Source organism: Staphylococcus sp. HL28 (assembly GCF_021117155.1).
GTDB lineage: Bacteria > Bacillota > Bacilli > Staphylococcales > Staphylococcaceae > Staphylococcus > Staphylococcus warneri.
The window spans coordinates 883,956-906,964 of the sequence record NZ_CP088218.1 but is presented as its reverse complement, the minus strand read 5'-3'; the positions used below and the strand labels follow the sequence as shown (position 1 = coordinate 906,964).

Here is a 23,009-nt window from a genome sequence, read left to right as displayed (position 1 = left end):
CATCGTAAAACGGATGGTTGTTTTATTATGCGTTATCAATTTCTTCTAATGTAGGAATACTTTCAATAGCCCCATATTTTGTTGTAACTTTTGCTGCAACAAGATTACTAAATTGCAAGATTGATTCACCCTGTTGTTTAAATAGTGACTCTATAGCCACATCTTGTTGTGTTAACATTTGACTTATTACGGCACCTATAAAAGCATCTCCAGCACCAGTAGTATCGATAGCTTTGACTTTAAAGCCTTTATGATGTTTAACGGTACCATCTTTCAAATATATTGAGGCGCCCTTATCCCCTTGAGTATAAATTACCGCTTCAACATTGCCTACAAATAGTGATTCAATTGCTTTAGATTCATCTTGCTCTCTCGTAATAAATTCAATTTCTTCATCTGAGACTTTAATGACATGTGCTTTAGGTATAAATGTCAATATAGCGTTACGACAATCCTCTTCATTATCCCATAAAGGTAAGCGAACATTAGGATCAAAAACAATGGTTCCTTGTTGTTGATTAAATTTCTCGACCAATGCTAAATGTGCTTGTTTCATTGGGCTATCTACTAAATCAACCGAACAGAAATGTAAAACATCACCCTTACTTACGTCTATATTTTCAATATTTTGAGCTTCATATAACATATCTGCGGATGGTTTCCGATAAAATGAAAAGTCTCTTTGCCCGTCTGCCTTTAAACTCACAAATGCAAGTGCTGTATTCGCTTCATCTGTTCTCTTAATATAATCTGTACCAACACCAATATGATGCAGTGTCTCAACGATAATATCTCCAAACGCATCATTGCCGAGTTGCGTAATCATTTCAGCATGTGCACCTAATTTTTGAACTGTACAAGCAACGTTACAAGGTGCACCTCCTACTTGACGAGAAAATTGTTCAACGTCTTTTAGTGCAGTATCAGTTACTGTTGGCATAAAATCTATTAACGCTTCACCTATTGCGAATAAACGTCTCATGAAAGATCACCTTTCAAATTATATTTTGTAAATTGTAAATAGACTTGTCCTGATTCAGTCGAAGTCTTAATACCTGTTGCTTCCTCTGAAGGGAAAATTCTTGATGTTAAGACACGTTCACCATCATTACAGAAAATTTCTATACTAGAAGTATCTACAAAGATTCGTAACTGTGTTAATGTTGAGTCTAATTTTGTACTACGTGTAGTACCTTCCACATTACCTGGTAATACACCGCTATCAGTTCGATCAAGTGTCACTTTATTGTCTTGTTTATTATAAGAAATCATTGTCGATTGATGTCTTGATGTTCTTAACTCAAAATATATTTCAGAGGCATCATTTTCCAAAATATCAATGATCAATTCGTACTGTTTACCTTCATAAGGATGTAACTTCGTTGTAAATTTATTAGCGTAACCTAAAGCTGTTTCTTTGTTATATCTTAATTTTTCTATGCTTTGAATAGGTCTTTGTTTCAACTTACCATTTTCAATATTTAATACTCTTGGAATAGTTAAACAATGCGCCCAACCTTCTTCATCTGTAGGATATGTTGTTTCTGGTAATCCCATCCAACCAATTAAGATACGTTGACCATTTTTATCAACAAATGTTTGTGGTGCATAAAAATCAAAACCTCTGTCCAATTCTAAAAATGATTGATGATCAAATTCTAACGTATCTAGATTTAAATCACCCATAATATAGCCAGATTGATAAATATTACGATACTTATCTTCATCACTATCAAGACCTTGTGGGCAGAACATAATGACATCATGGCCATCTAGTTCAAAATAATCAGGACACTCCCACATATAACCAAACTGATTTAATGATGTTTTAATTTCTCCTTGGAAATGCCAATTCACTATATCTTTCGAGCGATATAATAACAATCTACCAAATTCATCTATAGTTTGCGCACCCAAAATCGCATAAAATTCATCCTCAACTTGAAATACTTTTGGATCTCTAAAATGACTTGTATAGCCTTCCGGTTGTTGACTAATAACAGGTTTAGGAAATTTCTCTACTGATCCGTCAGCTTTCATTCTAGCAATCATTTGTGATGAATGTCTTTGCCATGCGTGGTCACGGTGATTCCCAGTGTACATATAATATAAATGGCCCTGATATTCAAAAGCACTTCCGCTATAAACGCCATGACTATCGAATTTAGTATCTGGACTTAGTATCACACCTTGTGGTTCGAAATGAACCAAATCGTCACTTGTATAATTAAACCAATACTTTAAACCATGTACGGCACCTAAAGGGAACCATTGATGTGAGACATAATATTTTCCATTAAAATAAATTAAACCATTGGGATCATTTAATAAACCCGTTTCTGGTTGAATATGAAAAGTTTGTCTATACGGAGATAGTTGTACTTGTTGTTTTAAATTTAATAATTTATCGCTATCTGCATCTTCAATGCGTTGATAACGTTCTTCTTTTGTCCATTCAGTCATTCATATCCCCCTATTTTTATAGTAATCTTTTAAGTTTATGGAGTTAAGTTTATAAATAATAAAGAACCACTTAAACATGTCATTTTGTTCAATTATAAATATTAAACAAAACTTGAAATTAAATGCTAAGTCATACGCGTTTCTATAAATGTATGTCTTTATCATTGTTTTCCCCAACTTGCATTATCTTTAGAATTTCTTGTCGAAATCCTATTTACTTGAGTCATTTGACCCGATAAGAATGATGTATCTATTTTATCATTTCTACTGGTATCGGTTCCATATAAATTGAAGATATTCTCTATAATTTAACTGGTATCACAATAGTTTCTTCAATAGCTTCACCCTTTATCAACTGTCTAACTTCTAGCATGGCACGTTGTCCCGCTTCAAAATAATTAAACTGTATCGTACGAATAATTGGTGAAACAATTTGCGTCATAGGGTCGCCACCAAAACCATGAATCATTGTTGGTTTTAATAATTGATCTGAATTAAAACTATATTTATGAATAGCCAACGCAATTGCATCGGTCGCACCTATAATGACATCAGCTTCATTGATTTTTGATAACGTTTGCTCAATGTCTTGTAATGCTTCTTCATATTTAAAAGAGGTTTCAAATATATCTGGTTTAATTTGATACTTTGATAAGCCCTCGACTAATCCACTTTTTCTATGCACACCCACCGCAATATCTTTCTCAGTTACACTAAAAAATACAACACGTCGTGGTCGTCTTTGACCTATCCATTCACCCACTGTTAATCCTGCTTGATAATCATCATGCGTAATACTATGTAAACCAGGGTATTCTTGTCCAACAATAATGACAGGTACGTTAGCTTTATCAATCACTTCCAAGTGTTTATCAGTAATATCGGTTGCCATTAAAATAATTGCATCCACTTTACTACGAGATAACGTTTCAATTGCTTCTATTTCCGCATCCAAATGTAAACCGGTATAGTTGAGCAGTAATTGATAGTTATGTTGTTGGCATTGATCTACGATGCCCTTCACTGTTTCATCAACAGCATAAGAGTTCATCCTTGGAATAATCGCACCTATGATACGTGTTTGAGTCGCTCTTAGGCTTTGTGCAAATTGATTCGGTTGGTAGTCATGCTCATTAATAATTCTGCTTAATTTTATACGCGTCTTTTGACTTACAGATCCATTATTTAAATACCTAGAAACTGTACTTTTTGATACTCCTGCTAATTTTGCGATATCCGATATATTTTTCATAAAAGTTACTCACCCATCATATTTTGGAAAACTTATATTTATTCTATCACACATGTAATCGCTTTAAATACTATTTTCTAGTTCTATGAAATGAAAAAGAGCACCCTATGTAGGATGCTCTGTCTATATTTTCACTACTTTACGCTTTTTGAACAGTAATTGTCCAAGATGCATCACCGAGTTGTTCATAATTAGTAACAGGGTAACCATTTTCTGCCGCCCAATTAGGGATTGCCTCAGTCGCCTGCGTGCAATCAAAGTCAATTTTTAATTCATCACCAGAATCTAATTCAGTCATTTTCTTTTGAGCTTCTATTAATGGGAAAGGACAAACCATCCCAACTGTGCCTAATTCATATACCATTATAAATCCTCCTTATGTCGTTTGTGTTTGTTGTTTAACTGTTGTTTGTTGATTTTTAGTCGATTGTTGTAATTGTTTCATAGGTTTAATAAAAATAAAATAACTCATAAACCATACACCTAGAATCATTGAACCTAAGCCAATCCAGCCTTGCCAGCTCATTGTTGCCGTTTCAACTAAACCATTACCGATTGAGCAACCACCTGCAACAGAGGCTCCAAAGCCCATTAAAATACCACCAATTGCACTATTTCTTATTGTTTTCTTATCTGGTAAACGCCATTTGAATTCTTTTGAACCTTTAGCAGCAATATAAGAACCAAGGAATATACCTACAACTAAAAATGCACCCCAATCTATGAGTTTTGTATTTCCAGTAATTAAGAAATTAACAATATTGGCTGAAGGCGTCGTAATTCCTAATCCATAATCTCTACCTGTAGAACTACTCATTGGCCAAGCTAGTAATGCGATTAATCCTACTGCAATGGCTGCTAGAAATGGATGATACCTTCTTTCAAATAAATAATGTCTTAAACCTGAATACTTCTGTTTTAATTTAGGAACGGCTACTTTAGGTTTTCTAAGTGTTTTAGTCACTAATATTAAAGTAATAATCGTTGTAAGAATGACTAAAATCCAATTTGGAATATGCAATGTATCTGCCATACTTGCATTTACATTTGTGGGTTGGTTAATTACTTTTAGAACTGGCGATAAAATACCTGACTTAGTCATAGCACTTGTTAATGCATATAATATAAGTGCAACCCAACTACCTATTAAACCTTCTCCCGCTCTATAATATGTTCCAGTAGCACAACCTCCTGCTAATACGATACCTATGCCAAAGACAAAAGAACCGATAACTGTACCAACAATTGGAAATGTATGTGCTGGAACATTAACTAAGCCTAAACTTGTTAAAATTAATAAACCAATACTTTGAACTGTAATCGCAACAAGCAAGGCATAGAACATTTTATTACTTTTTTGTACATACATATCTCTAAAACCGCCTGCTAAACAAAAGCGAGTTCGTTGCATAACGAATCCTAATAGTACACCGACAATCAAACCGCTTATAATCATCCAAATCACATTATCACCCTTTTCCGATATAAATACTAAGTTATTTTACAGGATAAAGTGTTATATTTCAAGTTCACTATCTAAATTATTTCTCCCACTGTATATCTTTATTGAATGTAGCTTTTACTTTAATAAAAAAATAGCACACCTCGATCAGATGCACTATTAATTATCGCTATTTTAAAGCGCTTGTATTTCGTCTATATGATGAACTAACATTTGTAAGTCATTTGCTTTAAATTGACTGAATTTATACCAAGTCTGGTTATAATAAATAAATAATTTATGACCTAATAATCCCTTACGTACTTGGTAACGAATTATTTTTTTAACATCAATATCTAAATTTAAAGGATTATGATTTGTATAATAAGACTTGAAAACTAATGTATGATTTTGCAACTCCAATTGGCCAGGAATGTATATCAATGTAGGTAAATGTGCTTTATACATACAACCTACTTGAATCAAAATTTTACCATTCATAAAGCGTCCTCCTAATGATCAATACGCTATTTCATTGATTCATCATAATTTCTCATAAAGAAAAGTAAGGACTGTAATTCAATACCTAAATCAATATGATGTACTTGTACATCAGTTGGCGTAGTCACTCTTGCTGGCGTAAAATTCATTATACCTTTAATACCGGATTCAACAAGCTCGTCTGTCACACTTTGCGCAACATGTTCAGGAGTAGTGAGAATAACTACATCAATATCTTGATTTGATAGCGTTTGTTTTAAAGTTTTACTATCTTTAACAACTACACGACCTACTTGTTCACCGATGACATCTTGATTCACATCAAATGCTTCAGTAATTGTCATTTCATCGTGAATTGAGAAGTTATATGTCAATAATGCTCGACCTAAGTTACCCACACCAACAATTGCAATTTTAATATCATTGCTACCACTAATTTCAGATTTAAAAAATTCAATTAAACTATCTATATTATAGCCATATCCTTTTTTACCTAATTCGCCAAAATATGAAAAATCTCTACGAATCGTAGCTGAATCTATTTGTAATGCTTCGCTAATAGCTTTAGAATTAACACGGTCAATACCTTTAGTTTTTAGATTACTCACAAATCTATAATATAACGGTAAACGTTTTAAAGTTGCTCGAGGAATTTTAACGTTACTTGCCATTTTATTTGTCTCCCTTCGACGCTAAACGGTTTCAATTTTAATTAATTTTATGTATATATATGTTTGCAACAATAAAAATCCAAATAATTGTTTACAATGAATACTTGCTAATTATACATTAATAAAATTTAAAAATAAATATCCTAGTTTCAAGACACAGCTTAATACTGTAAAATAAATATTAATATGATAAATAAAAATTTAAACATATCAAACTATATGTATAGTTTATAATGATATCGCATATTTAGAAAGGTGAAGTCGGATGATACTTTTACAACTTAATGACATCTCTAAATCGTTCGATGGTGAAGATATCTTTACTAACGTTGATTTTGAAGTGAAAACAGGCGAACGTATAGGCGTTGTTGGACGAAATGGTGCCGGTAAATCAACACTAATGAAAATCATTGCTGGCGTTGAAGATTATGATAGTGGTCATATTTCAAAGATTAAAAATCTTAAAATGGGCTATTTAACACAACAAATGACGCTGGACTCAAACGCCACTGTATTTGAAGAAATGTCAAAACCATTTGAACATATCAAAAATATGGAACTATTAATCAAACAAGAAACAGATTGGTTAGCTGCTCATGCAGATGAGTATGAAACCCCAACTTATCAAGCACACATGGAAAAATATGAATCTTTATCAAATCAATTTGAGCAACTAGAAGGTTATCAATATGATAGTAAAATTAAAACCGTTCTTCATGGGTTGAATTTTAATGAAGATGACTTTAATAAACCTATTAATGACTTTAGTGGTGGTCAAAAAACAAGATTATCACTTGCACAAATGTTATTAAATGAACCAGATTTATTATTACTTGATGAACCTACCAACCATCTAGATTTAGAAACCACAAAATGGTTAGAGGATTATTTACGCTACTTTAAAGGCGCAATTGTCATTATCAGTCACGATAGATATTTCTTAGACAAAATCGTTACACAAGTTTATGACGTCGCTTTAGGTAGCGTCAAACGATATATTGGTAATTATGAAAAATTTATTCAACAACGTGATAAATATTATGAAAAACGTATGCAAGAATATGAAAAACAACAAGAAGAAATTAAAAGATTAGAAACATTTGTAGAAAAAAATATTACAAGAGCTTCAACAAGTGGCATGGCAAAAAGTCGTCGTAAAACGTTAGAAAAAATACAACGTATAGATAAACCTATGATTGATGCAAGAAGTGCCAATATTCAATTTGGATTTGATAGAAATACCGGAAATGACGTCATGCATATCAAACAATTAGAAATTGGTTATGATGATACCCCTATTACTAAACCTATTAATATGGAAGTATCCAAAGGTGATCACATCGCAATTATTGGGCCAAATGGTGTCGGTAAAACCACTCTAATTAAGACCATTGCTCAAAGACAACATCAACTCGGTGGCGAAGTCACATTTGGTGCTAATTTGAAAATAGGTTACTATGATCAAAAACAAGCTGAATTTAAATCAAATAAAACCATTTTAGATTATGTGTGGGACCAGTATCCAAATATGAACGAAAAAGATATTCGAGCAGTATTAGGACGCTTTTTATTCGTACAAGATGATGTCAAAAAAATCATCAATGATTTATCAGGTGGCGAAAAAGCAAGACTACAACTAGCCTTATTAATGTTACAACGTGATAATGTACTTATTTTAGATGAGCCTACCAATCACCTCGACATAGATTCGAAAGAAATGTTAGAACAAGCTTTAGAGCATTTTGCAGGTACTATAATATTTGTATCCCATGATAGATATTTCATCAATCAATTAGCCAATAAAGTATTTGACTTAGATCATGATGGTGGCAAAATGTATCTTGGTGATTACCAATATTATATTGAAAAAACAGAAGAAGCTGCTGCCCTAAAAGCTAAGGCAGAAAGTAAAATTGAGTCTACAAATAACTCAAATATAAATCAGACATCAACATCATCATATGAAAATCAAAAACAACGTCGTCGCGAACAACGCAAAATAGAACGTGAAATCGAACAACGTGAAGCTATCATCGAATCCTGTGAAGCAAAGATTGAAGACATTGATTATCAACTAACACAACCTGACGTTTATAGCGACCCTATTAAATCCAATGAATTAGCGGAATTAAAATCAAACACCGAACAAGAATTAGAACAAGCAATGATTGAATGGGAAGAATTACAAGAAAAATTATAAATAACCATTATTTTGCCAGACATTAAAAAGTAGATTTTCTACTTTTTAGTGTCTTTTTTCTAATGTTTTATTGATTATTATTAACAATGATTTTTGCCTATATGAAAGCTATCCACAGAGTTATCCTAGTTATCCACAAGTAATATGTAACCAATTTTTAAAGTTATTCAGATAAAAATATACTATATCCACAAAAATCAACACCACTTATCCACAACTTGTGCACTTATTGTTGATAAGTACGCATGTTCCCTATTGACATAACTTCTAACTTCTCATTATTGTCATTGATTGTTTCACATTAAGTGATATGAAATAATTAAAATAACTATATATAAAGGAGTTTTTCAATGAACGATGCACAGTTATTTTTATTATTTGTATTAGGCATTATTATTTTAACTACAGTCGTTAGTATTATTACATCTATCATCAATAGAAGACAGTTCATTAATAAAATTAACGGCTTATGGCCTAAACAAGAAAAGATAGAAAAATTTATCAGACCGAATGCGAAATATGATTATCAATTTCAAACATATAGTGATAACTATAATGAACATCAACTTATAGATGACAAGACATGGTCTGACTTAAATATGGATGCCCTATTTCAAAGTATGAATTTCAATTTCACAGCTCTTGGTGAAATGCGCATGTATGCTACTTTACGTAGGATGTATAAAGTAAACAATAAAATATTACTCAAACGTTTTAAAGAAGATACATCGTTTAGGAATCAAGTTTCATTACGGTTAGGTTTAGTAGGTAAAAGTGTTTATCCCCATTTTCCCGATCAACTCACACCTATTAAGTGTCAAAAAATATTTATGCTAGCACCATTATTACCGATTATCTCTTTAATTTATACATGCTTTGATGCGTCAAATGGCATTCTGATATTCGTCATGGCATGCATAATTAATATCATTTTATCGGTCAGTTTAAAACGAACATTTGAACAAGATTTAAAAACCATTTTTTATACTTCTTATATTTTAAAACAGTGTAAAAATCTTACTGAGATAGAAGGAACACCACAAGTAGACGTCAATTTCAATCACTTTAAAACCGCACGTTATTTGAGTGGCATATTAGCCAAAGTCGAAAGTACTGACTTTGTATCAGCCTTTGTTTTATTGATTAAAACTATATTTATGTTAGATTATTTAATTTTCCATACTATTCAACATAGTTACTATAAATACATAGATGAAGTATTAAAATGCTATGATTATATAGGCCATTTAGATAATCATTATGCCATTGCTCTATATCAAGAGTCATTGCAAGAATATTGCGAACCAGAAATCATTCAAAATAGTAATACTCATCAACAATTATGTGAATTTAATCAACTTGTACATCCATTAATCAACAATGCTGTTCCAAATGATTTAAATCTCAATCGAAATATTTTATTAACAGGCTCGAATGCGTCTGGTAAATCAACCTTCATGAAGACTGTTGCACTTAATCTTATTTTGGCTCAAACAATTGACACTGCAACAGCCTCTCAATTTAAATATGTACCCGGATTAGTATACACATCTATGGCTAATGCGGATGATGTCTTATCAGGAGATAGTTATTTTATGGCTGAACTAAAATCAATTCGTCGGTTATTCAATATTTCTACAAAGAATCAGGTATACTGCTTCATTGATGAAATATTTAAAGGAACCAATACTACAGAACGTATTGCCGCTTCCGAATCGGTATTAACCTACTTATCTCATCTGCCTAATTACTATGTATTAGCAGCAACTCATGATATTGAATTATCAAATTTATTAAATATATCTTATACAAATTATCACTTTAATGAATCAATTAAAGATGATTCCATTGCGTTCGACTTTAAAATCAAACCAGGTAAAGCTAATACAAGAAATGCAATCGAATTGTTAAGACTGACACAATTCCCTTCTGATATTTATGAACGTGCCAAACAACAAGTTAAGGATATATAATAAAAAGTCAGTAGTATGAGATTCTATTTAATCTCGCACTACTGACTTTTATATTATGATAAGGATTCAATTGAAAAATCTTCAATATCGATGTTATTTTGTCCATTCATTGACATATCACCACGAATGCCTGCTAAATAAAGGTAATGACCTGCTGCACCAATCATCGCTGCATTGTCAGTACATAGTTTCGGTGTAGGTATGGTTAATTGAATTTGATTGTCTTCACATTGTTTAGCAATACTTTCTCTTAATCCACGATTACTTGCCACACCACCAGCAACGATTAGCCGCTTAACGTTATACGCTTTGCAAGCATGTATAGCTTTAGTCGTTAACACTTCAACAACACTGTTTTGGAAGCTTGTAGCTACATTTTCTGGTACAATATCTTGTCCTTTTTGACGTTGATTATGCAATTGATTAATAACCGCGCTTTTTAGTCCACTAAAACTAAAATCATAACTTTCCTTTTCTAACCAAACTCTAGGAAATTGATACGTATCTTCGCCTTTAGCTGCTAATTGATCAATTTGAGGTCCACCTGGATATGGTAAATCAATAGTACGTGCTACTTTATCATAGGCTTCACCTACCGCATCATCTCTTGTTTCGCCTATGACCTCGAAATTTAAATGATCTTTCATATAAACCAATTCTGTATGACCACCTGAAACAATTAAAGCCATCAATGGAAATGTTAATGGCGTTTCTAAATGATTCGCATAAATATGGCCTGCAATATGGTGAACTGGTATTAATGGCAAATCATATGCAAATGCAAGTGCTTTCGCCGTATTAATACCTATGAGCAACGCACCTATAAGTCCAGGCCCTTGAGTTACAGCAATAGCATTGATATCATTCATGGTCACATTTGCAGTTTGTAAAGCGGTATCTATTGTCGTTGTAATCCCTTCGACATGATGACGACTAGCAATTTCTGGTACAACACCGCCAAAGCGCTTATGACTTTCAATTTGGCTTAACACTGTGTTAGATAATATTTCTGTACCATTTTTAATAACACTTACACTTGTTTCATCACAACTTGTCTCTATTGCTAAAATTAATGTCTGTTGATTATTCACGTAAATTCACCCACATGACTAATGCATCCTGCCCTTCTCCGTAATAATTTTTTCGTTTTCCACCATATTGAAAACCTAAATTTTGATAAACATGTTGAGCGACTGTATTATCCACTCTAACTTCTAAACTCATGACATCACATTGATGACTTGCGTAATTCATAACGTATTTTAATAATAATTGTCCTAAACCATATCCTCTAAAATGCTCTGTAATGGCAACTGTTGTTATTTGTGCTTGATCAATGACAACCCATAATCCTAAATATCCAATAATCGTCTGATTAAATTCTATTACAAAATAATTAGCAAACTCATTCTTTTCGATTTCATGATAAAATGCATCAATTGACCATGAACTATCATTAAAACTGCTTCTTTCAATGTCAAAGACTGCTGGAACATCATCTTTACTCATTCTTCTAATATTTAATTGTTCTTCTGTTGGTCTATCCAATTTCTTTCCGCCTCAGTTATTTTATGATATTTAGGAACAAAACTATGGATTTCAGTGGGCTCGGTAATTAAATTACTCATCACTGACGCTTGTGGTAATTGATTAATCCCCTCAGCATCTATTAAATGTGCTAATTTAACTGTATCTTCACCGATATATACATAGGGCTGATTAAGTTCATGTAATTTCTGTTTCAAGTCGTTGATTGAAATATACTGATCATCTAATACAGTTTCTAATAGTCCATTTTTTTGTTGATATATCCCTGCATATACCGCTTCACGTCTTGCGTCAAAAATGGGTACTAAAAGTTTGTTATTCTCACTAATAGTTGCTGCCAAAGCTTTTAATGAAGAAACACCATATAATTTACAATTTAATGCATAGGCCAGCGTTTTAGCAGTCGTCACACCAATTCTTAATCCAGTATATGAACCAGGACCTTCAGCAACTACGATGCCATCAAGATCATTTTTTGACATATTACTTTCATTAAATAAACGTTCAATCATAGGCATTAGTTGCACTGAATGATTCGTCTTTGAATTGTTGGTAATTTCAGCTAGCACATCATTGCCATCTGTTAATGCAACAGACAAAGGCTGATTGGACGTATCTATCAATAATAATTTCATTGTTCTAACGCCTCCTTCATTGCTTTATAATGTTCGCCTTTAGCTTCTATCGTGATGTGTCGCTTCATTTCATCAATCACTTCAATATTTATTGTCAGCGATTCATTAGGTAATAAATCCTCAATAAATTGGCTCCATTCAATTACTGTTAACGCATCATCTTCAAAATATTCATCAAAACCTAAATCTTCATCCGAATCTTCGAGTCTATAGCAATCCATGTGATGTAACTTTAAATTTTTACCCTTGTAAGACTTAATAATATTAAATGTAGGTGAATTGATTGTTCGTTTAACTCCTAAAGCTTCACCTATAAATTGAGTGAATGTTGTTTTACCAGCACCTAAATCTCCATTAAGTAAAACTAAATCTCCAGGTTGCACTAGTGCTACTAATCTTGTAGCAAAATGTTTCATTTCATTTTTATCTTTAATACTAATCATAGGTCATTCTCCTATTTTCTTTTTAACTACTCAAGAAATATATTAACTTAATAAGTGTAACAAATTTTGTCTTATATTTCTTCGTAAATATTTTTAACAAAATAGATTTAGAATTGTTAGAAAATTCTAAATTATCATTGACATCATTTTCGACTTATAGTAAATTAAGTTTATAAATTTTAAAACAATTCAAACTATTTAGAATAAATAACCATTCAACGAAAGGAGTATAATAAAATGAGACATTTTACAACTCAACATTCAACGACAACTTCAAATATTATTATTTTATTATACTCTCAAGGGCTCGAACTTTAGTAATTTTTTCATTTACTAAATGTTTAAGTCCTATTTGTAATTGAATGGGACTTATTTAACGTCCCAATAATCATTGGGACGTTTTTTATTTTCTTATAGTACAAAAAATACGGGGGAATTTATTATGCGAAGCGACATGATCAAAAAAGGAGATCACCAAGCTCCAGCAAGAAGTCTTTTACATGCTACGGGCGCTCTTCAAAATCCAACAGATATGAACAAACCTTTCGTAGCTATTTGTAATTCATATATTGATATTGTTCCTGGACATGTTCATTTAAGAGAATTAGCTGATATTGCAAAAGAAGCTATTCGAGAGGCAGGCGCCATTCCATTTGAATTTAATACCATTGGTGTAGATGACGGTATTGCGATGGGTCATATTGGAATGAGATATTCCTTACCTTCTAGAGAAATTATTGCTGATGCAGCAGAAACTGTCATCAATGCCCACTGGTTTGACGGTGTGTTTTATATTCCAAACTGTGACAAAATCACACCAGGCATGTTCCTAGCAGCAGTGAGAACTAATGTACCTGCAATTTTTTGTTCAGGTGGTCCGATGAAAGCTGGTTTATCTGCTCAAGGTAAAGCATTAACATTATCTTCTATGTTTGAAGCGGTTGGAGCTTTTAAAGAAGGTTCTATTTCTAAAGAAGAATTCTTAGATATGGAACAAAATGCTTGCCCTACTTGTGGTTCATGTGCAGGAATGTTCACTGCCAATTCAATGAACTGTCTCATGGAAGTGCTTGGTTTAGCACTACCTTATAATGGTACAGCCTTAGCAGTTAGTGACCAACGTCGTGAAATGATTCGTCAAGCCGCATTTAGATTAGTAGAAAACATCAAAAATGATATTAAACCTAGAGATATTGTTACCAAAGAAGCGATTGATGATGCATTTGCACTTGATATGGCTATGGGTGGTTCTACAAATACTGTACTACACACATTAGCCATTGCTAATGAGGCTGGCATTGAATATGATTTGGAACGTATTAATGAAGTCGCTAAAAAAACACCTTACTTATCTAAAATTGCACCAAGTTCTTCATACTCAATGCATGATGTACACGAAGCTGGTGGTGTTCCAGCAATTATCAATGAATTAATGAAAAAAGAAGGTACATTACATCCAGATAGAATTACAGTGACTGGAAAAACTTTAAGAGAAAATAATGAAGGTAAAGAAATCAAAAATTTTGATGTTATCCATTCCCTTGAAAAGCCATACGATAAAGAAGGTGGTTTATCTATCTTATTTGGTAACCTGGCTCCTAAGGGTGCAGTTATCAAAGTTGGTGGTGTAGATCCTTCTATTAAAACATTCACTGGTAAAGCGATTTGCTTTAATTCACATGATGAAGCAGTTGAAGCGATTGATAATCATACAGTAAGAGAAGGACATGTGGTCGTTATTAGATATGAAGGACCTAAAGGCGGACCAGGTATGCCTGAAATGTTAGCCCCTACTTCTTCAATTGTCGGCAGAGGATTGGGTAAAGATGTCGCATTAATTACAGATGGTCGTTTTTCTGGAGCAACACGAGGCATTGCAGTAGGACATATTTCCCCTGAAGCCGCATCTGGTGGACCAATCGGACTCATTCGAGATGGTGACGATATCACAATCGATTTAACAAATCGTACTCTTAATGTTGATCAACCTGAAGAGGAATTATATCGTCGTAGAGAACAATTAGAACCATTTAAAGCAAAGGTTAAAACTGGTTATCTTGCCCGTTATACATCATTAGTAACAAGCGCCAATACTGGTGGCATTATGCAAGTACCTGAGAACCTTATCTAAATAATAGGAGTTGATTTTAATGACTAAACTTAGTGATATGTCAGAACAAAATACGGAAACATCGAACCAACCTGTAGATACCATGAAAGTTGCTGAATCTAGCAAACCTGAATATATGAAGAGTCAGACTATAAATGAGATGCGTCCTGGTTCAGAGTTATTAGTTGAAGCACTTCAAAATGAAGATGTCGATTTTATCTTTGGTTATCCAGGTGGTGCTGTATTACCCTTATATGACACATTTTATGACGGTAAAATCAAGCATATTTTAGCTAGACATGAACAAGGTGCAACACACGCTGCTGAAGGATATGCAAGAATTTCTGGTAAAACTGGTGTGGTCGTGGTAACTAGTGGTCCTGGAGCTACGAATGCTATAACAGGCATCACTGATGCTCATAGTGATTCATTACCATTAGTAGTCTTTACAGGACAAGTCGCGACACCAGGTATTGGTAAAGATGCTTTCCAAGAAGCAGATTTATTATCAATGACCGCTCCTATTACTAAACAAAATTATCAAGTAAAAAAAGTAGAAGATATTCCTAGAATCGTTCACGAAGCATTTCACGTAGCGAACTCTGGTAGAAAAGGTCCTGTAGTCGTAGACTTCCCTAAGGATATGGGCGTATTATCTACCAATGTTGGATTATCTGACGATATCGATTTACCAGGATATCAAGTTAATACTGTAGCTAAATCAAGTGATATTAATACACTAGTCCAATATTTAAATGATTCTAAAAAGCCTTTAATTTTAGCAGGTGCTGGTGTCAATCATTCAAAATCTAATGAATTACTGACTCAATTTGTTACTCAACATCAAATCCCAACTGTCACAACACTTTTAGGGCTCGGTGCTATTCCTTACGAACATCCCCTATTTTTAGGAATGGGAGGTATGCACGGTTCATACGCAAGTAATATGGCATTAACCGAGTGTGACTTATTAATTAACTTAGGTAGTCGTTTTGACGATCGACTTGCCAGTAAACCAGATGATTTTGCGCCTAATGCCAAAGTGGTTCATGTAGATATAGATCCATCTGAAATCAACAAAATCATAGCCACTGATTTAGGTATCGTGGCAGATTGTAAAAATGTGCTAGAACAACTTGAAACAGCTCAAGTTAATGTTCCATCACATGATGTATGGTTACAATACTGTCAATCAAATAAAGCCAATCACCCATTTAAATATGACAAAGATGACAAAGACATCTTTTGTAAACCTCAAGAGGCAATAGAATACATTGGAAAAATCACAAATAGTGACGCCATTGTCACAACAGATGTGGGTCAACACCAAATGTGGGCAGCACAATTCTATCCATTCAAAAGTCACAGTCAATGGGTAACTAGTGGCGGTCTAGGTACTATGGGATTCGGTATTCCATCTGCTATTGGTGCACAACTCGCTTCACCAGATAAAACAGTCGTTTGTTTCGTCGGAGATGGTGGGTTCCAAATGACAAATCAAGAAATGGCACTTTTACCAGAATATGGTTTAAATATTAAAATTGTCCTCATCAACAACGATACATTAGGTATGGTTAAACAGTGGCAAGATAAGTTCTTTAAGCAACGTTTTTCACATTCAGTATTTAATGATCAACCTGATTTCATTAAAATGTCGGAAGCTTATGGCGTTAAAGGATTCTTAATTGATCAACCAGACCAACTTAAATCTAAACTTGATGAAGCATTTAAGTATGAAGGTCCAGCACTTATTGAAGTCCGTATCTCTCCTATTGAACCAGTTAATCCAATGATTCCAAGTGGTAAAGCTAATAATGAAATGGAGGGATATTAATGAAAAGACATTTAAAATTTGAAGTAATGAACCAGGTAAGCACCTTAAATAGAATTACAAGTGCATTCGTCAGATTGCAATATAATATTGAAGAATTACATGTAAAAAAACGTGACGATAATCCTAACATTTCAGATATGGAACTTATTGTAAATATTGAAGATGAGAATGTTTTAAATATTTTATTAAACAAATTACAACAACAAATAAACGTTTTAAATGTAGAACAATACTCTGCTTAATATAAATGGTAAAACTTCGATGCGCTAGTGTTCTAAAAAAGCATATTAACCGAACAGCTATCATCCTATGTTTATCACTCATTATAATTTTCGGAATATTGCTAATTTTTAATTATTTTGGAGGAATGTATTATGACAACAGTTTATTATGATGAATCAGTTAAAACAGACGCTTTAGAAGGTAAAAAAATTGCAGTGATTGGTTATGGTTCACAAGGCCATGCTCATGCGCAAAACTTAAAAGATAACGGATATGATGTTGTTATCGGTATCCGTCCAGGCCGTTCTTTTGATAAAGCTAAAGAAAATGGTTTCGATGTATATCCTGTAGCAGAAGCAACGAAACAAGCTGACGTTATCATGGTTTTAATTCCAGATGAAATCCAAGGTGATGTATATAAAAAAGAAATTGAACCAAATTTAGAGGCTGGTAATGCCCTTGCATTTGCTCACGGTTTTAATATTCATTTTGGTGTTATTCAACCCCCTGCAGATGTTGATGTTTTCTTAGTTGCACCAAAAGGACCAGGCCACTTAGTTAGACGTACATTTGAAGAAGGTAGTGCTGTACCATCATTATTTGGTGTTCAACAAGATGCTACAGGTCATGCAAGAGATATTGCACTAAGTTATGCAAAAGGTATCGGATCTACAAGAGCTGGTGTAATTGAAACAACATTTAAAGAAGAAACAGAAACAGATTTATTTGGTGAACAAGCTGTGCTATGTGGTGGTATCCACAAATTAATTCAAAGTGGATTTGAAACATTAGTAGAAGCTGGTTATCAACCAGAATTAGCCTATTTTGAAGTATTACATGAAATGAAATTAATCGTTGATTTAATGTATGAAGGCGGAATGGATAATGTACGTTATTCAATTTCTAATACTGCAGAGTATGGTGACTATGTATCTGGTCGTCGTATCATCACACCAGATGTCAAAGACAATATGAAAGCTGTATTAACAGATATTCAAAACGGTAAATTTGCTAATAGTTTTGTTGAAGATAATAAAAATGGATTTAAAGAATTCTATAAAATGCGCGAAGAACAAGCTGGACATCCAATTGAAAAAGTGGGACGTAAATTACGTGATATGATGCCATTTATTAAATCAAAAAGCATTGAAAAGTAATGGATTAAGGAGTTGATTAAAATGAGTAGCCATATTCAAATATTTGATACCACTCTTAGAGATGGTGAACAAACACCTGGAGTGAATTTTACATTCGATGAACGTTTAAAAATAGCACAACAACTTGAAAAATGGGGTGTAGATGTTATCGAAGCTGGCTTCCCTGCTTCTAGTACAGGTAGTTTCAAATCAGTGGAAGCTATTTCTAAAGCCTTAACAACAACTGCTGTTTGTGGCTTAGCTAGATGTATCAAATCTGATATAGATGCAGTCTATGAAGCAACAAAACATGCTGCTAAACCTTTAGTACATGTTTTTATTGCGACATCCCCTATTCATCTAGAGCACAAATTGAAAATGTCTCAAGAAGAAGTTTTAGATTCTATAAAAGAACATGTCACTTATGCTAAGCAATTGTTTGATATCGTTCAATTCTCACCTGAAGACGCAACGCGAACAGATATGGACTTTTTAATTAAAAGTGTACAAACAGCTGTAGATGCTGGTGCAACTATTATTAATATTCCTGACACTGTAGGCTTTAGTTACCCAAATGAATATGGACAAATTTTTAAAACTTTAACTGAATCCGTGCAATCTGATAATGAAATTATTTATAGTTCACATTGTCACGATGACCTAGGTATGGCTGTTGCTAATAGTCTAGCTGCAATTGAAGGTGGTGCGAGACGCGTTGAGGGTACTGTAAATGGTATTGGCGAGCGTGCTGGTAATGCAGCACTAGAAGAAGTCGCTTTAGCACTATATATTCGTAAAGATCATTATGGAATAGAGTCACAAATTGAATTAAAAGAAACTAAGAAAACTTCTGACTTAATTTCTCGCTATGCAGGTATTCGTGTACCCAGAAATAAAGCTATCGTTGGACAAAATGCATTTAGTCATGAATCTGGTATACATCAAGATGGTATTCTTAAACATCGTGAAACATATGAAATTATGACACCTCAATTAGTTGGTGTTAGTACTACAGAATTACCTTTAGGAAAACTTTCAGGTAAACACGCCTTTGCTGAAAAATTAAAATCATTAGGCTATGACATTAATCCAGACGATCAAATTAATTTATTTAAACAATTTAAATCTATTGCTGATAAGAAAAAATCAGTTTCTGATCGCGATATTCATGCTTTAATTCAAGGCTCAGAACATGAACAAAGTGCGATTTATCAATTAGAAGCATTACAACTTCAATTCGTTTCTAATGGACTTCAAAGTGCAGTCGTTGTAATTAAAGATAAAGATGGCAGTATTTATCAAGACTCTAGTATTGGTACAGGTTCCATTGTCGCAATTTATAATGCAGTTGATCGTATCTTTAAACGTGAAACAGAATTAATCGACTATCGTATTGATTCTGTTACAGAAGGTACAGATGCTCAAGCAGAGGTACATGTTAATCTTGTAATCGATAATAAAGAAGTTAATGGTATAGGTATTGATCACGATATTTTAAAAGCTTCATGTAAAGCTTATATTGAGGCACATGCAAAATACGCTGCAGACGCTAAAGAGAAAGAAGGTATCCAATCATGACCTATAACATCGTTGCTTTACCTGGAGATGGCATAGGCCCAGAAATATTAAATGGGAGTTTAGAAGTTCTAGAAAAAATCAGTCAAAAATATCATTTTAAGTATCAAGTAGATACACATCATTTTGGAGGAGCTGCCATAGATGCCTATGGCACACCTCTTACAGATGAAACATTAAAGGCTTGTGAAAACGCTGATGCGATCTTATTAGGTGCAATTGGAGGTCCAAAATGGACTAATCCTAACGTACGTCCAGAACAAGGATTATTAAAATTAAGAAAATCACTTAATTTATATGCTAATATTCGCCCTACTATTGTGACTGATGGCACAAGTCATCTTTCACCTCTCAAACAAGATCGAGTTGAAGGTACAGATTTAGTTATCGTTAGAGAATTAACGGGCGGTTTATATTTCGGAGAACCACGTGAATTAAGTGATCATCATGCATTAGATTCTTTAACTTATACGCGTACTGAAATTGAACAAATTGTTAGAGTCGCATTTGAAATAGCACAACAACGACACAAGAAGTTAACGTCAGTCGATAAAGAAAATGTACTTGCTTCAAGTAAACTATGGAGAAAAACGGTTGAAGAAGTAAAACATGACTATCCAGATGTAGAGGTAGAATATTTACTTGTAGATGCCTGTAGTATGCATTTGATTACACGTCCAACACAATTTGACGTCATTGTCACTGAAAATCTATTTGGAGACATCTTAAGCGATGAAGCTTCAGTCATTCCAGGTTCTTTAGGATTATCTCCATCAGCAAGTTTTGGTAAAGATGGCACAAGATTATATGAACCTATTCATGGCTCTGCGCCTGATATTGCTGGTCAAGATAAAGCCAATCCTTTTGGAATGATATTATCTTTAGCAATGTGTTTACGTGAAAGTTTCAATGAAGTTGAGGCAGCTAAAGAATTAGAAAACAATGTATATCAGCTTATTAGAGATGGAAAATGCACAGCTGATTTAGGTGGTAAGTATACTACATCTCAAATTATTAAACTTTTAAAAGAATTTTATACTTAAGGGAGGCGTCATCTTATGGGACAAACACTATTTGACAAAGTATGGGATAAACATGTCTTACATGGAAATGTAGGTGACCCTCAATTATTATATATTGATTTACATTTAATACATGAAGTAACATCACCACAAGCGTTTGAAGGATTGAGAATACAAAATAGACGCTTACGACGTCCCGATTTAACATTTGCTACATTAGATCATAATGTCCCAACAGTAGATATTTTTAATATCAAAGATGAAATTGCAAATAAGCAAATTACCACGCTACAAAAAAATGCAAAAGATTTCGGTGTACACATATTTGATATGGGATCAGATGAACAAGGTATCGTGCATATGGTTGGACCTGAAACTGGACTAACACAACCAGGAAAGACCATTGTATGTGGTGATTCTCATACTGCTACACATGGCGCTTTTGGTGCCATAGCTTTTGGTATCGGAACGAGTGAGGTAGAGCATGTCTTTGCTACACAAACGCTTTGGCAAACAAAACCTAAAAATTTGAAGATTGATATCAATGGAAACTTACCTAAGGGTGTATACGCTAAAGATATTATTCTTTATCTTATTAATCAATACGGTGTAGATTTTGGTACTGGCTATGCTTTAGAGTTCACTGGCGAAACAATCAAAAGCCTATCAATGGAAGCTAGAATGACAATATGCAATATGGCTATAGAGGCAGGTGCAAAATATGGAATTATGCAACCAGATGAAACTACATTTGAATATGTAAAAGGTAGACCATATGCTGACAATTTCGAACGCTCAATATCTGAATGGAAACAACTTTATTCTGATGAGGATGCTGTTTTTGACAAAGTCATTGAAATGGATGTTTCAGATTTGGAACCTCAAGTAACTTGGGGCACTAATCCTGAAATGGGTGTTAATTTTAATACCCCCTTCCCTGACATTAAAGATTCTAATGACGAACGAGCTTATCAATACATGGGGTTGGAACCAGGACAAAAAGCTGAAGATATTGAATTAGGTTATGTATTTTTAGGATCATGTACTAATGCTAGAATTACTGACTTGATCGAAGCTAGTCATATTGTAAAAGGTAATCATGTACATCCTAATATTACAGCTATAGTTGTTCCAGGATCACGAACAGTTAAAAAAGAAGCAGAATCAATGGGTCTTGATAAAGTATTTAAAGAAGCGGGCTTTGAATGGCGTGAACCAGGTTGTTCAATGTGTCTAGGTATGAATCCAGACCAAGTACCTGAAGGCGTTCATTGTGCATCTACAAGTAACCGCAACTTTGAGGGTAGACAAGGTAAAGGAGCTAGAACACATCTCGTCTCCCCTGCTATGGCCGCAGCAGCAGCAATTAATGGGCGTTTTGTTGATGTTAGAAAGGTGGTCGTTTAGATGGATATTAAACCAATCACAACTTATCAAGGTAAAATTGTTCCTCTATTTTACGATAATATTGATACAGATCAAATTATTCCAAAAGTTCATTTAAAACGTATTTCAAAAACTGGATTTGGCCCATTCGCTTTTGATGAATGGCGTTATTTACCAGACGGAAGCGATAATCCAGACTTTAATCCAAACAAACCTGAATATCAAGGAGCTAGTATTTTAATCACTGGAGATAATTTCGGTTGTGGTTCAAGTAGAGAACATGCTGCTTGGGCATTAAAAGACTATGGTTTTAGTATCATCATTGCTGGAAGTTATAGCGATATTTTTTATATGAATTGTACTAAGAATGCCATGCTCCCTATCGTTTTAGATAAACCTTCGCGTGAACATCTTGCATCATTCAAAGAGATCACAATAGATTTACCTAATCAAACTGTATCATCAACAGAACAAACCTTTCATTTTGATATCGATGAAACTTGGAAAAATAAACTAATCAATGGACTTGATGATATTGATATTACTTTGCAATATGAAGATTTAATTGAAAAATATGAAAAAGCACATTAAGGTGGG

General features: G+C 33.6%; 21 protein-coding genes. 10 read left to right on the top strand and 11 right to left on the bottom strand.

Going from position 1 to position 23,009, the window contains the following annotated elements; genetic code table 11:
• Positions 1-25: 25 nt before the first annotated feature.
• The 7 genes from LPC11_RS04360 to LPC11_RS04330 all read right to left on the bottom strand — a co-directional run bounded on the left by LPC11_RS04360 (position 26) and on the right by LPC11_RS04330 (position 6,328).
• Positions 26-982, bottom strand: a complete 957-nt coding sequence (locus LPC11_RS04360) for a carbohydrate kinase family protein (protein WP_023373242.1) — start codon at positions 980-982, stop codon at positions 26-28.
• Entirely contained in the window at positions 979-2,463 is a 1,485-nt protein-coding gene (locus LPC11_RS04355; protein WP_114599611.1) for a sucrose-6-phosphate hydrolase, read from the bottom strand. Before LPC11_RS04355 ends, LPC11_RS04360 begins: the two co-directional genes overlap by 4 nt.
• Positions 2,464-2,764: 301 nt before the next feature.
• The gene (locus LPC11_RS04350) at positions 2,765-3,715 is read right to left on the bottom strand and encodes a LacI family DNA-binding transcriptional regulator (protein WP_023373246.1); all 951 of its coding nucleotides are present in this window, start codon (positions 3,713-3,715) and stop codon (positions 2,765-2,767) included.
• Between the two features lie 139 nt (positions 3,716-3,854).
• Positions 3,855-4,079: a sulfurtransferase TusA family protein gene (locus tag LPC11_RS04345; protein ID WP_002452012.1), complete on the bottom strand. Its 225-nt coding sequence runs from the start codon at positions 4,077-4,079 to the stop codon at positions 3,855-3,857.
• 12 nt (positions 4,080-4,091) lie between these two features.
• Entirely contained in the window at positions 4,092-5,180 is a 1,089-nt protein-coding gene (locus LPC11_RS04340; RefSeq protein ID WP_041613620.1) for a YeeE/YedE family protein, read from the bottom strand.
• 171 nt (positions 5,181-5,351) lie between these two features.
• A complete protein-coding gene (locus LPC11_RS04335; RefSeq protein WP_023373250.1) occupies positions 5,352-5,657 on the bottom strand; it encodes a hypothetical protein in 306 nt (101 codons plus the stop codon).
• Between the two features lie 26 nt (positions 5,658-5,683).
• The gene (locus LPC11_RS04330; protein WP_023373252.1) at positions 5,684-6,328 is read right to left on the bottom strand and encodes a redox-sensing transcriptional repressor Rex; all 645 of its coding nucleotides are present in this window, start codon (positions 6,326-6,328) and stop codon (positions 5,684-5,686) included.
• Between the two features lie 265 nt (positions 6,329-6,593).
• Here LPC11_RS04330 and LPC11_RS04325 point away from each other — a divergent pair, with 265 nt between their 5' ends.
• Together LPC11_RS04325 and LPC11_RS04320 are read left to right on the top strand one after the other, a co-directional pair.
• Positions 6,594-8,528, top strand: coding sequence for an ABC-F family ATP-binding cassette domain-containing protein (locus LPC11_RS04325; protein WP_023373254.1), 1,935 nt, complete (start codon positions 6,594-6,596; stop codon positions 8,526-8,528).
• 350 nt (positions 8,529-8,878) lie between these two features.
• A complete protein-coding gene (locus LPC11_RS04320; RefSeq protein WP_023373256.1) occupies positions 8,879-10,501 on the top strand; it encodes a MutS-related protein in 1,623 nt (540 codons plus the stop codon).
• A gap of 53 nt (positions 10,502-10,554) precedes the next feature.
• Here LPC11_RS04320 and tsaD read toward each other — a convergent pair whose 3' ends face one another.
• Genes tsaD through tsaE form a run of 4 tightly spaced genes read right to left on the bottom strand, consistent with a single transcriptional unit; the run spans position 10,555 to position 13,127 of the window.
• A complete protein-coding gene (gene tsaD, locus LPC11_RS04315) occupies positions 10,555-11,592 on the bottom strand; it encodes a tRNA (adenosine(37)-N6)-threonylcarbamoyltransferase complex transferase subunit TsaD (protein WP_023373258.1) in 1,038 nt (345 codons plus the stop codon).
• A complete protein-coding gene (rimI, locus tag LPC11_RS04310; RefSeq protein WP_374101328.1) occupies positions 11,585-12,010 on the bottom strand; it encodes a ribosomal protein S18-alanine N-acetyltransferase in 426 nt (141 codons plus the stop codon). Before rimI ends, tsaD begins: the two co-directional genes overlap by 8 nt.
• Before the next feature lie 11 nt (positions 12,011-12,021).
• Positions 12,022-12,684, bottom strand: a complete 663-nt coding sequence (gene tsaB / locus LPC11_RS04305) for a tRNA (adenosine(37)-N6)-threonylcarbamoyltransferase complex dimerization subunit type 1 TsaB (protein ID WP_023373262.1) — start codon at positions 12,682-12,684, stop codon at positions 12,022-12,024.
• The gene (gene tsaE, locus LPC11_RS04300) at positions 12,681-13,127 is read right to left on the bottom strand and encodes a tRNA (adenosine(37)-N6)-threonylcarbamoyltransferase complex ATPase subunit type 1 TsaE (protein WP_023373264.1); all 447 of its coding nucleotides are present in this window, start codon (positions 13,125-13,127) and stop codon (positions 12,681-12,683) included. The genes tsaB and tsaE overlap by 4 nt, the downstream gene beginning before the upstream one ends.
• Before the next feature lie 442 nt (positions 13,128-13,569).
• Between tsaE and ilvD the strand changes: the two genes are divergently transcribed.
• The 8 genes from ilvD (at position 13,570) to leuD (ending at position 23,003) form a co-directional block, all read left to right on the top strand.
• Positions 13,570-15,258, top strand: coding sequence for a dihydroxy-acid dehydratase (ilvD, locus tag LPC11_RS04295; RefSeq protein ID WP_231307365.1), 1,689 nt, complete (start codon positions 13,570-13,572; stop codon positions 15,256-15,258).
• Positions 15,259-15,295: 37 nt separating this feature from the next.
• Complete coding sequence (gene ilvB / locus LPC11_RS04290) at positions 15,296-17,071, top strand: biosynthetic-type acetolactate synthase large subunit (protein WP_041614024.1); 1,776 nt, start codon at positions 15,296-15,298, stop codon at positions 17,069-17,071.
• On the top strand, positions 17,071-17,313 hold the full coding sequence (locus LPC11_RS04285; protein WP_231307364.1) for an ACT domain-containing protein: 243 nt from the start codon (positions 17,071-17,073) through the stop codon (positions 17,311-17,313). The genes ilvB and LPC11_RS04285 overlap by 1 nt, the downstream gene beginning before the upstream one ends.
• Positions 17,314-17,445: 132 nt before the next feature.
• Positions 17,446-18,450 (top strand): ketol-acid reductoisomerase, encoded by a 1,005-nt coding sequence (gene ilvC / locus LPC11_RS04280; RefSeq protein WP_002466254.1) that lies wholly within the window; start codon positions 17,446-17,448, stop codon positions 18,448-18,450.
• 21 nt (positions 18,451-18,471) lie between these two features.
• Entirely contained in the window at positions 18,472-20,007 is a 1,536-nt protein-coding gene (locus LPC11_RS04275; protein ID WP_023373270.1) for a 2-isopropylmalate synthase, read from the top strand.
• Positions 20,004-21,047, top strand: a complete 1,044-nt coding sequence (gene leuB / locus LPC11_RS04270) for a 3-isopropylmalate dehydrogenase (protein ID WP_023373272.1) — start codon at positions 20,004-20,006, stop codon at positions 21,045-21,047. Before LPC11_RS04275 ends, leuB begins: the two co-directional genes overlap by 4 nt.
• Before the next feature lie 15 nt (positions 21,048-21,062).
• Positions 21,063-22,433, top strand: a complete 1,371-nt coding sequence (gene leuC / locus LPC11_RS04265; protein ID WP_023373274.1) for a 3-isopropylmalate dehydratase large subunit — start codon at positions 21,063-21,065, stop codon at positions 22,431-22,433.
• Positions 22,434-23,003 (top strand): 3-isopropylmalate dehydratase small subunit, encoded by a 570-nt coding sequence (leuD, locus tag LPC11_RS04260; protein WP_023373276.1) that lies wholly within the window; start codon positions 22,434-22,436, stop codon positions 23,001-23,003.
• Positions 23,004-23,009: the final 6 nt, after the last annotated feature.

Bases quoted from the DNA above. Each gene is read 5' to 3' on its own strand.
- LPC11_RS04325 (WP_023373254.1), top strand. From the start codon at position 6,594: ATGATACTTTTACAACTTAATGACATCTCTAAATCGTTCGATGGTGAA.
- LPC11_RS04355 (WP_114599611.1), bottom strand. From the start codon at position 2,463: ATGACTGAATGGACAAAAGAAGAACGTTATCAACGCATTGAAGATGCA.
- LPC11_RS04320 (WP_023373256.1), top strand. From the start codon at position 8,879: ATGAACGATGCACAGTTATTTTTATTATTTGTATTAGGCATTATTATT.
- tsaE (WP_023373264.1), bottom strand. From the start codon at position 13,127: ATGATTAGTATTAAAGATAAAAATGAAATGAAACATTTTGCTACAAGA.
- LPC11_RS04330 (WP_023373252.1), bottom strand. From the start codon at position 6,328: ATGGCAAGTAACGTTAAAATTCCTCGAGCAACTTTAAAACGTTTACCG.
- LPC11_RS04350 (WP_023373246.1), bottom strand. From the start codon at position 3,715: ATGAAAAATATATCGGATATCGCAAAATTAGCAGGAGTATCAAAAAGT.
- ilvC (WP_002466254.1), top strand. From the start codon at position 17,446: ATGACAACAGTTTATTATGATGAATCAGTTAAAACAGACGCTTTAGAA.
- rimI (WP_374101328.1), bottom strand. From the start codon at position 12,010: ATGAGTAAAGATGATGTTCCAGCAGTCTTTGACATTGAAAGAAGCAGT.
- ilvB (WP_041614024.1), top strand. From the start codon at position 15,296: ATGTCAGAACAAAATACGGAAACATCGAACCAACCTGTAGATACCATG.
- LPC11_RS04335 (WP_023373250.1), bottom strand. From the start codon at position 5,657: ATGAATGGTAAAATTTTGATTCAAGTAGGTTGTATGTATAAAGCACAT.
- LPC11_RS04285 (WP_231307364.1), top strand. From the start codon at position 17,071: ATGAAAAGACATTTAAAATTTGAAGTAATGAACCAGGTAAGCACCTTA.
- LPC11_RS04360 (WP_023373242.1), bottom strand. From the start codon at position 982: ATGAGACGTTTATTCGCAATAGGTGAAGCGTTAATAGATTTTATGCCA.
- LPC11_RS04275 (WP_023373270.1), top strand. From the start codon at position 18,472: ATGAGTAGCCATATTCAAATATTTGATACCACTCTTAGAGATGGTGAA.
- LPC11_RS04345 (WP_002452012.1), bottom strand. From the start codon at position 4,079: ATGGTATATGAATTAGGCACAGTTGGGATGGTTTGTCCTTTCCCATTA.
- leuC (WP_023373274.1), top strand. From the start codon at position 21,063: ATGGGACAAACACTATTTGACAAAGTATGGGATAAACATGTCTTACAT.
- ilvD (WP_231307365.1), top strand. From the start codon at position 13,570: ATGCGAAGCGACATGATCAAAAAAGGAGATCACCAAGCTCCAGCAAGA.
- tsaB (WP_023373262.1), bottom strand. From the start codon at position 12,684: ATGAAATTATTATTGATAGATACGTCCAATCAGCCTTTGTCTGTTGCA.
- leuB (WP_023373272.1), top strand. From the start codon at position 20,004: ATGACCTATAACATCGTTGCTTTACCTGGAGATGGCATAGGCCCAGAA.
- leuD (WP_023373276.1), top strand. From the start codon at position 22,434: ATGGATATTAAACCAATCACAACTTATCAAGGTAAAATTGTTCCTCTA.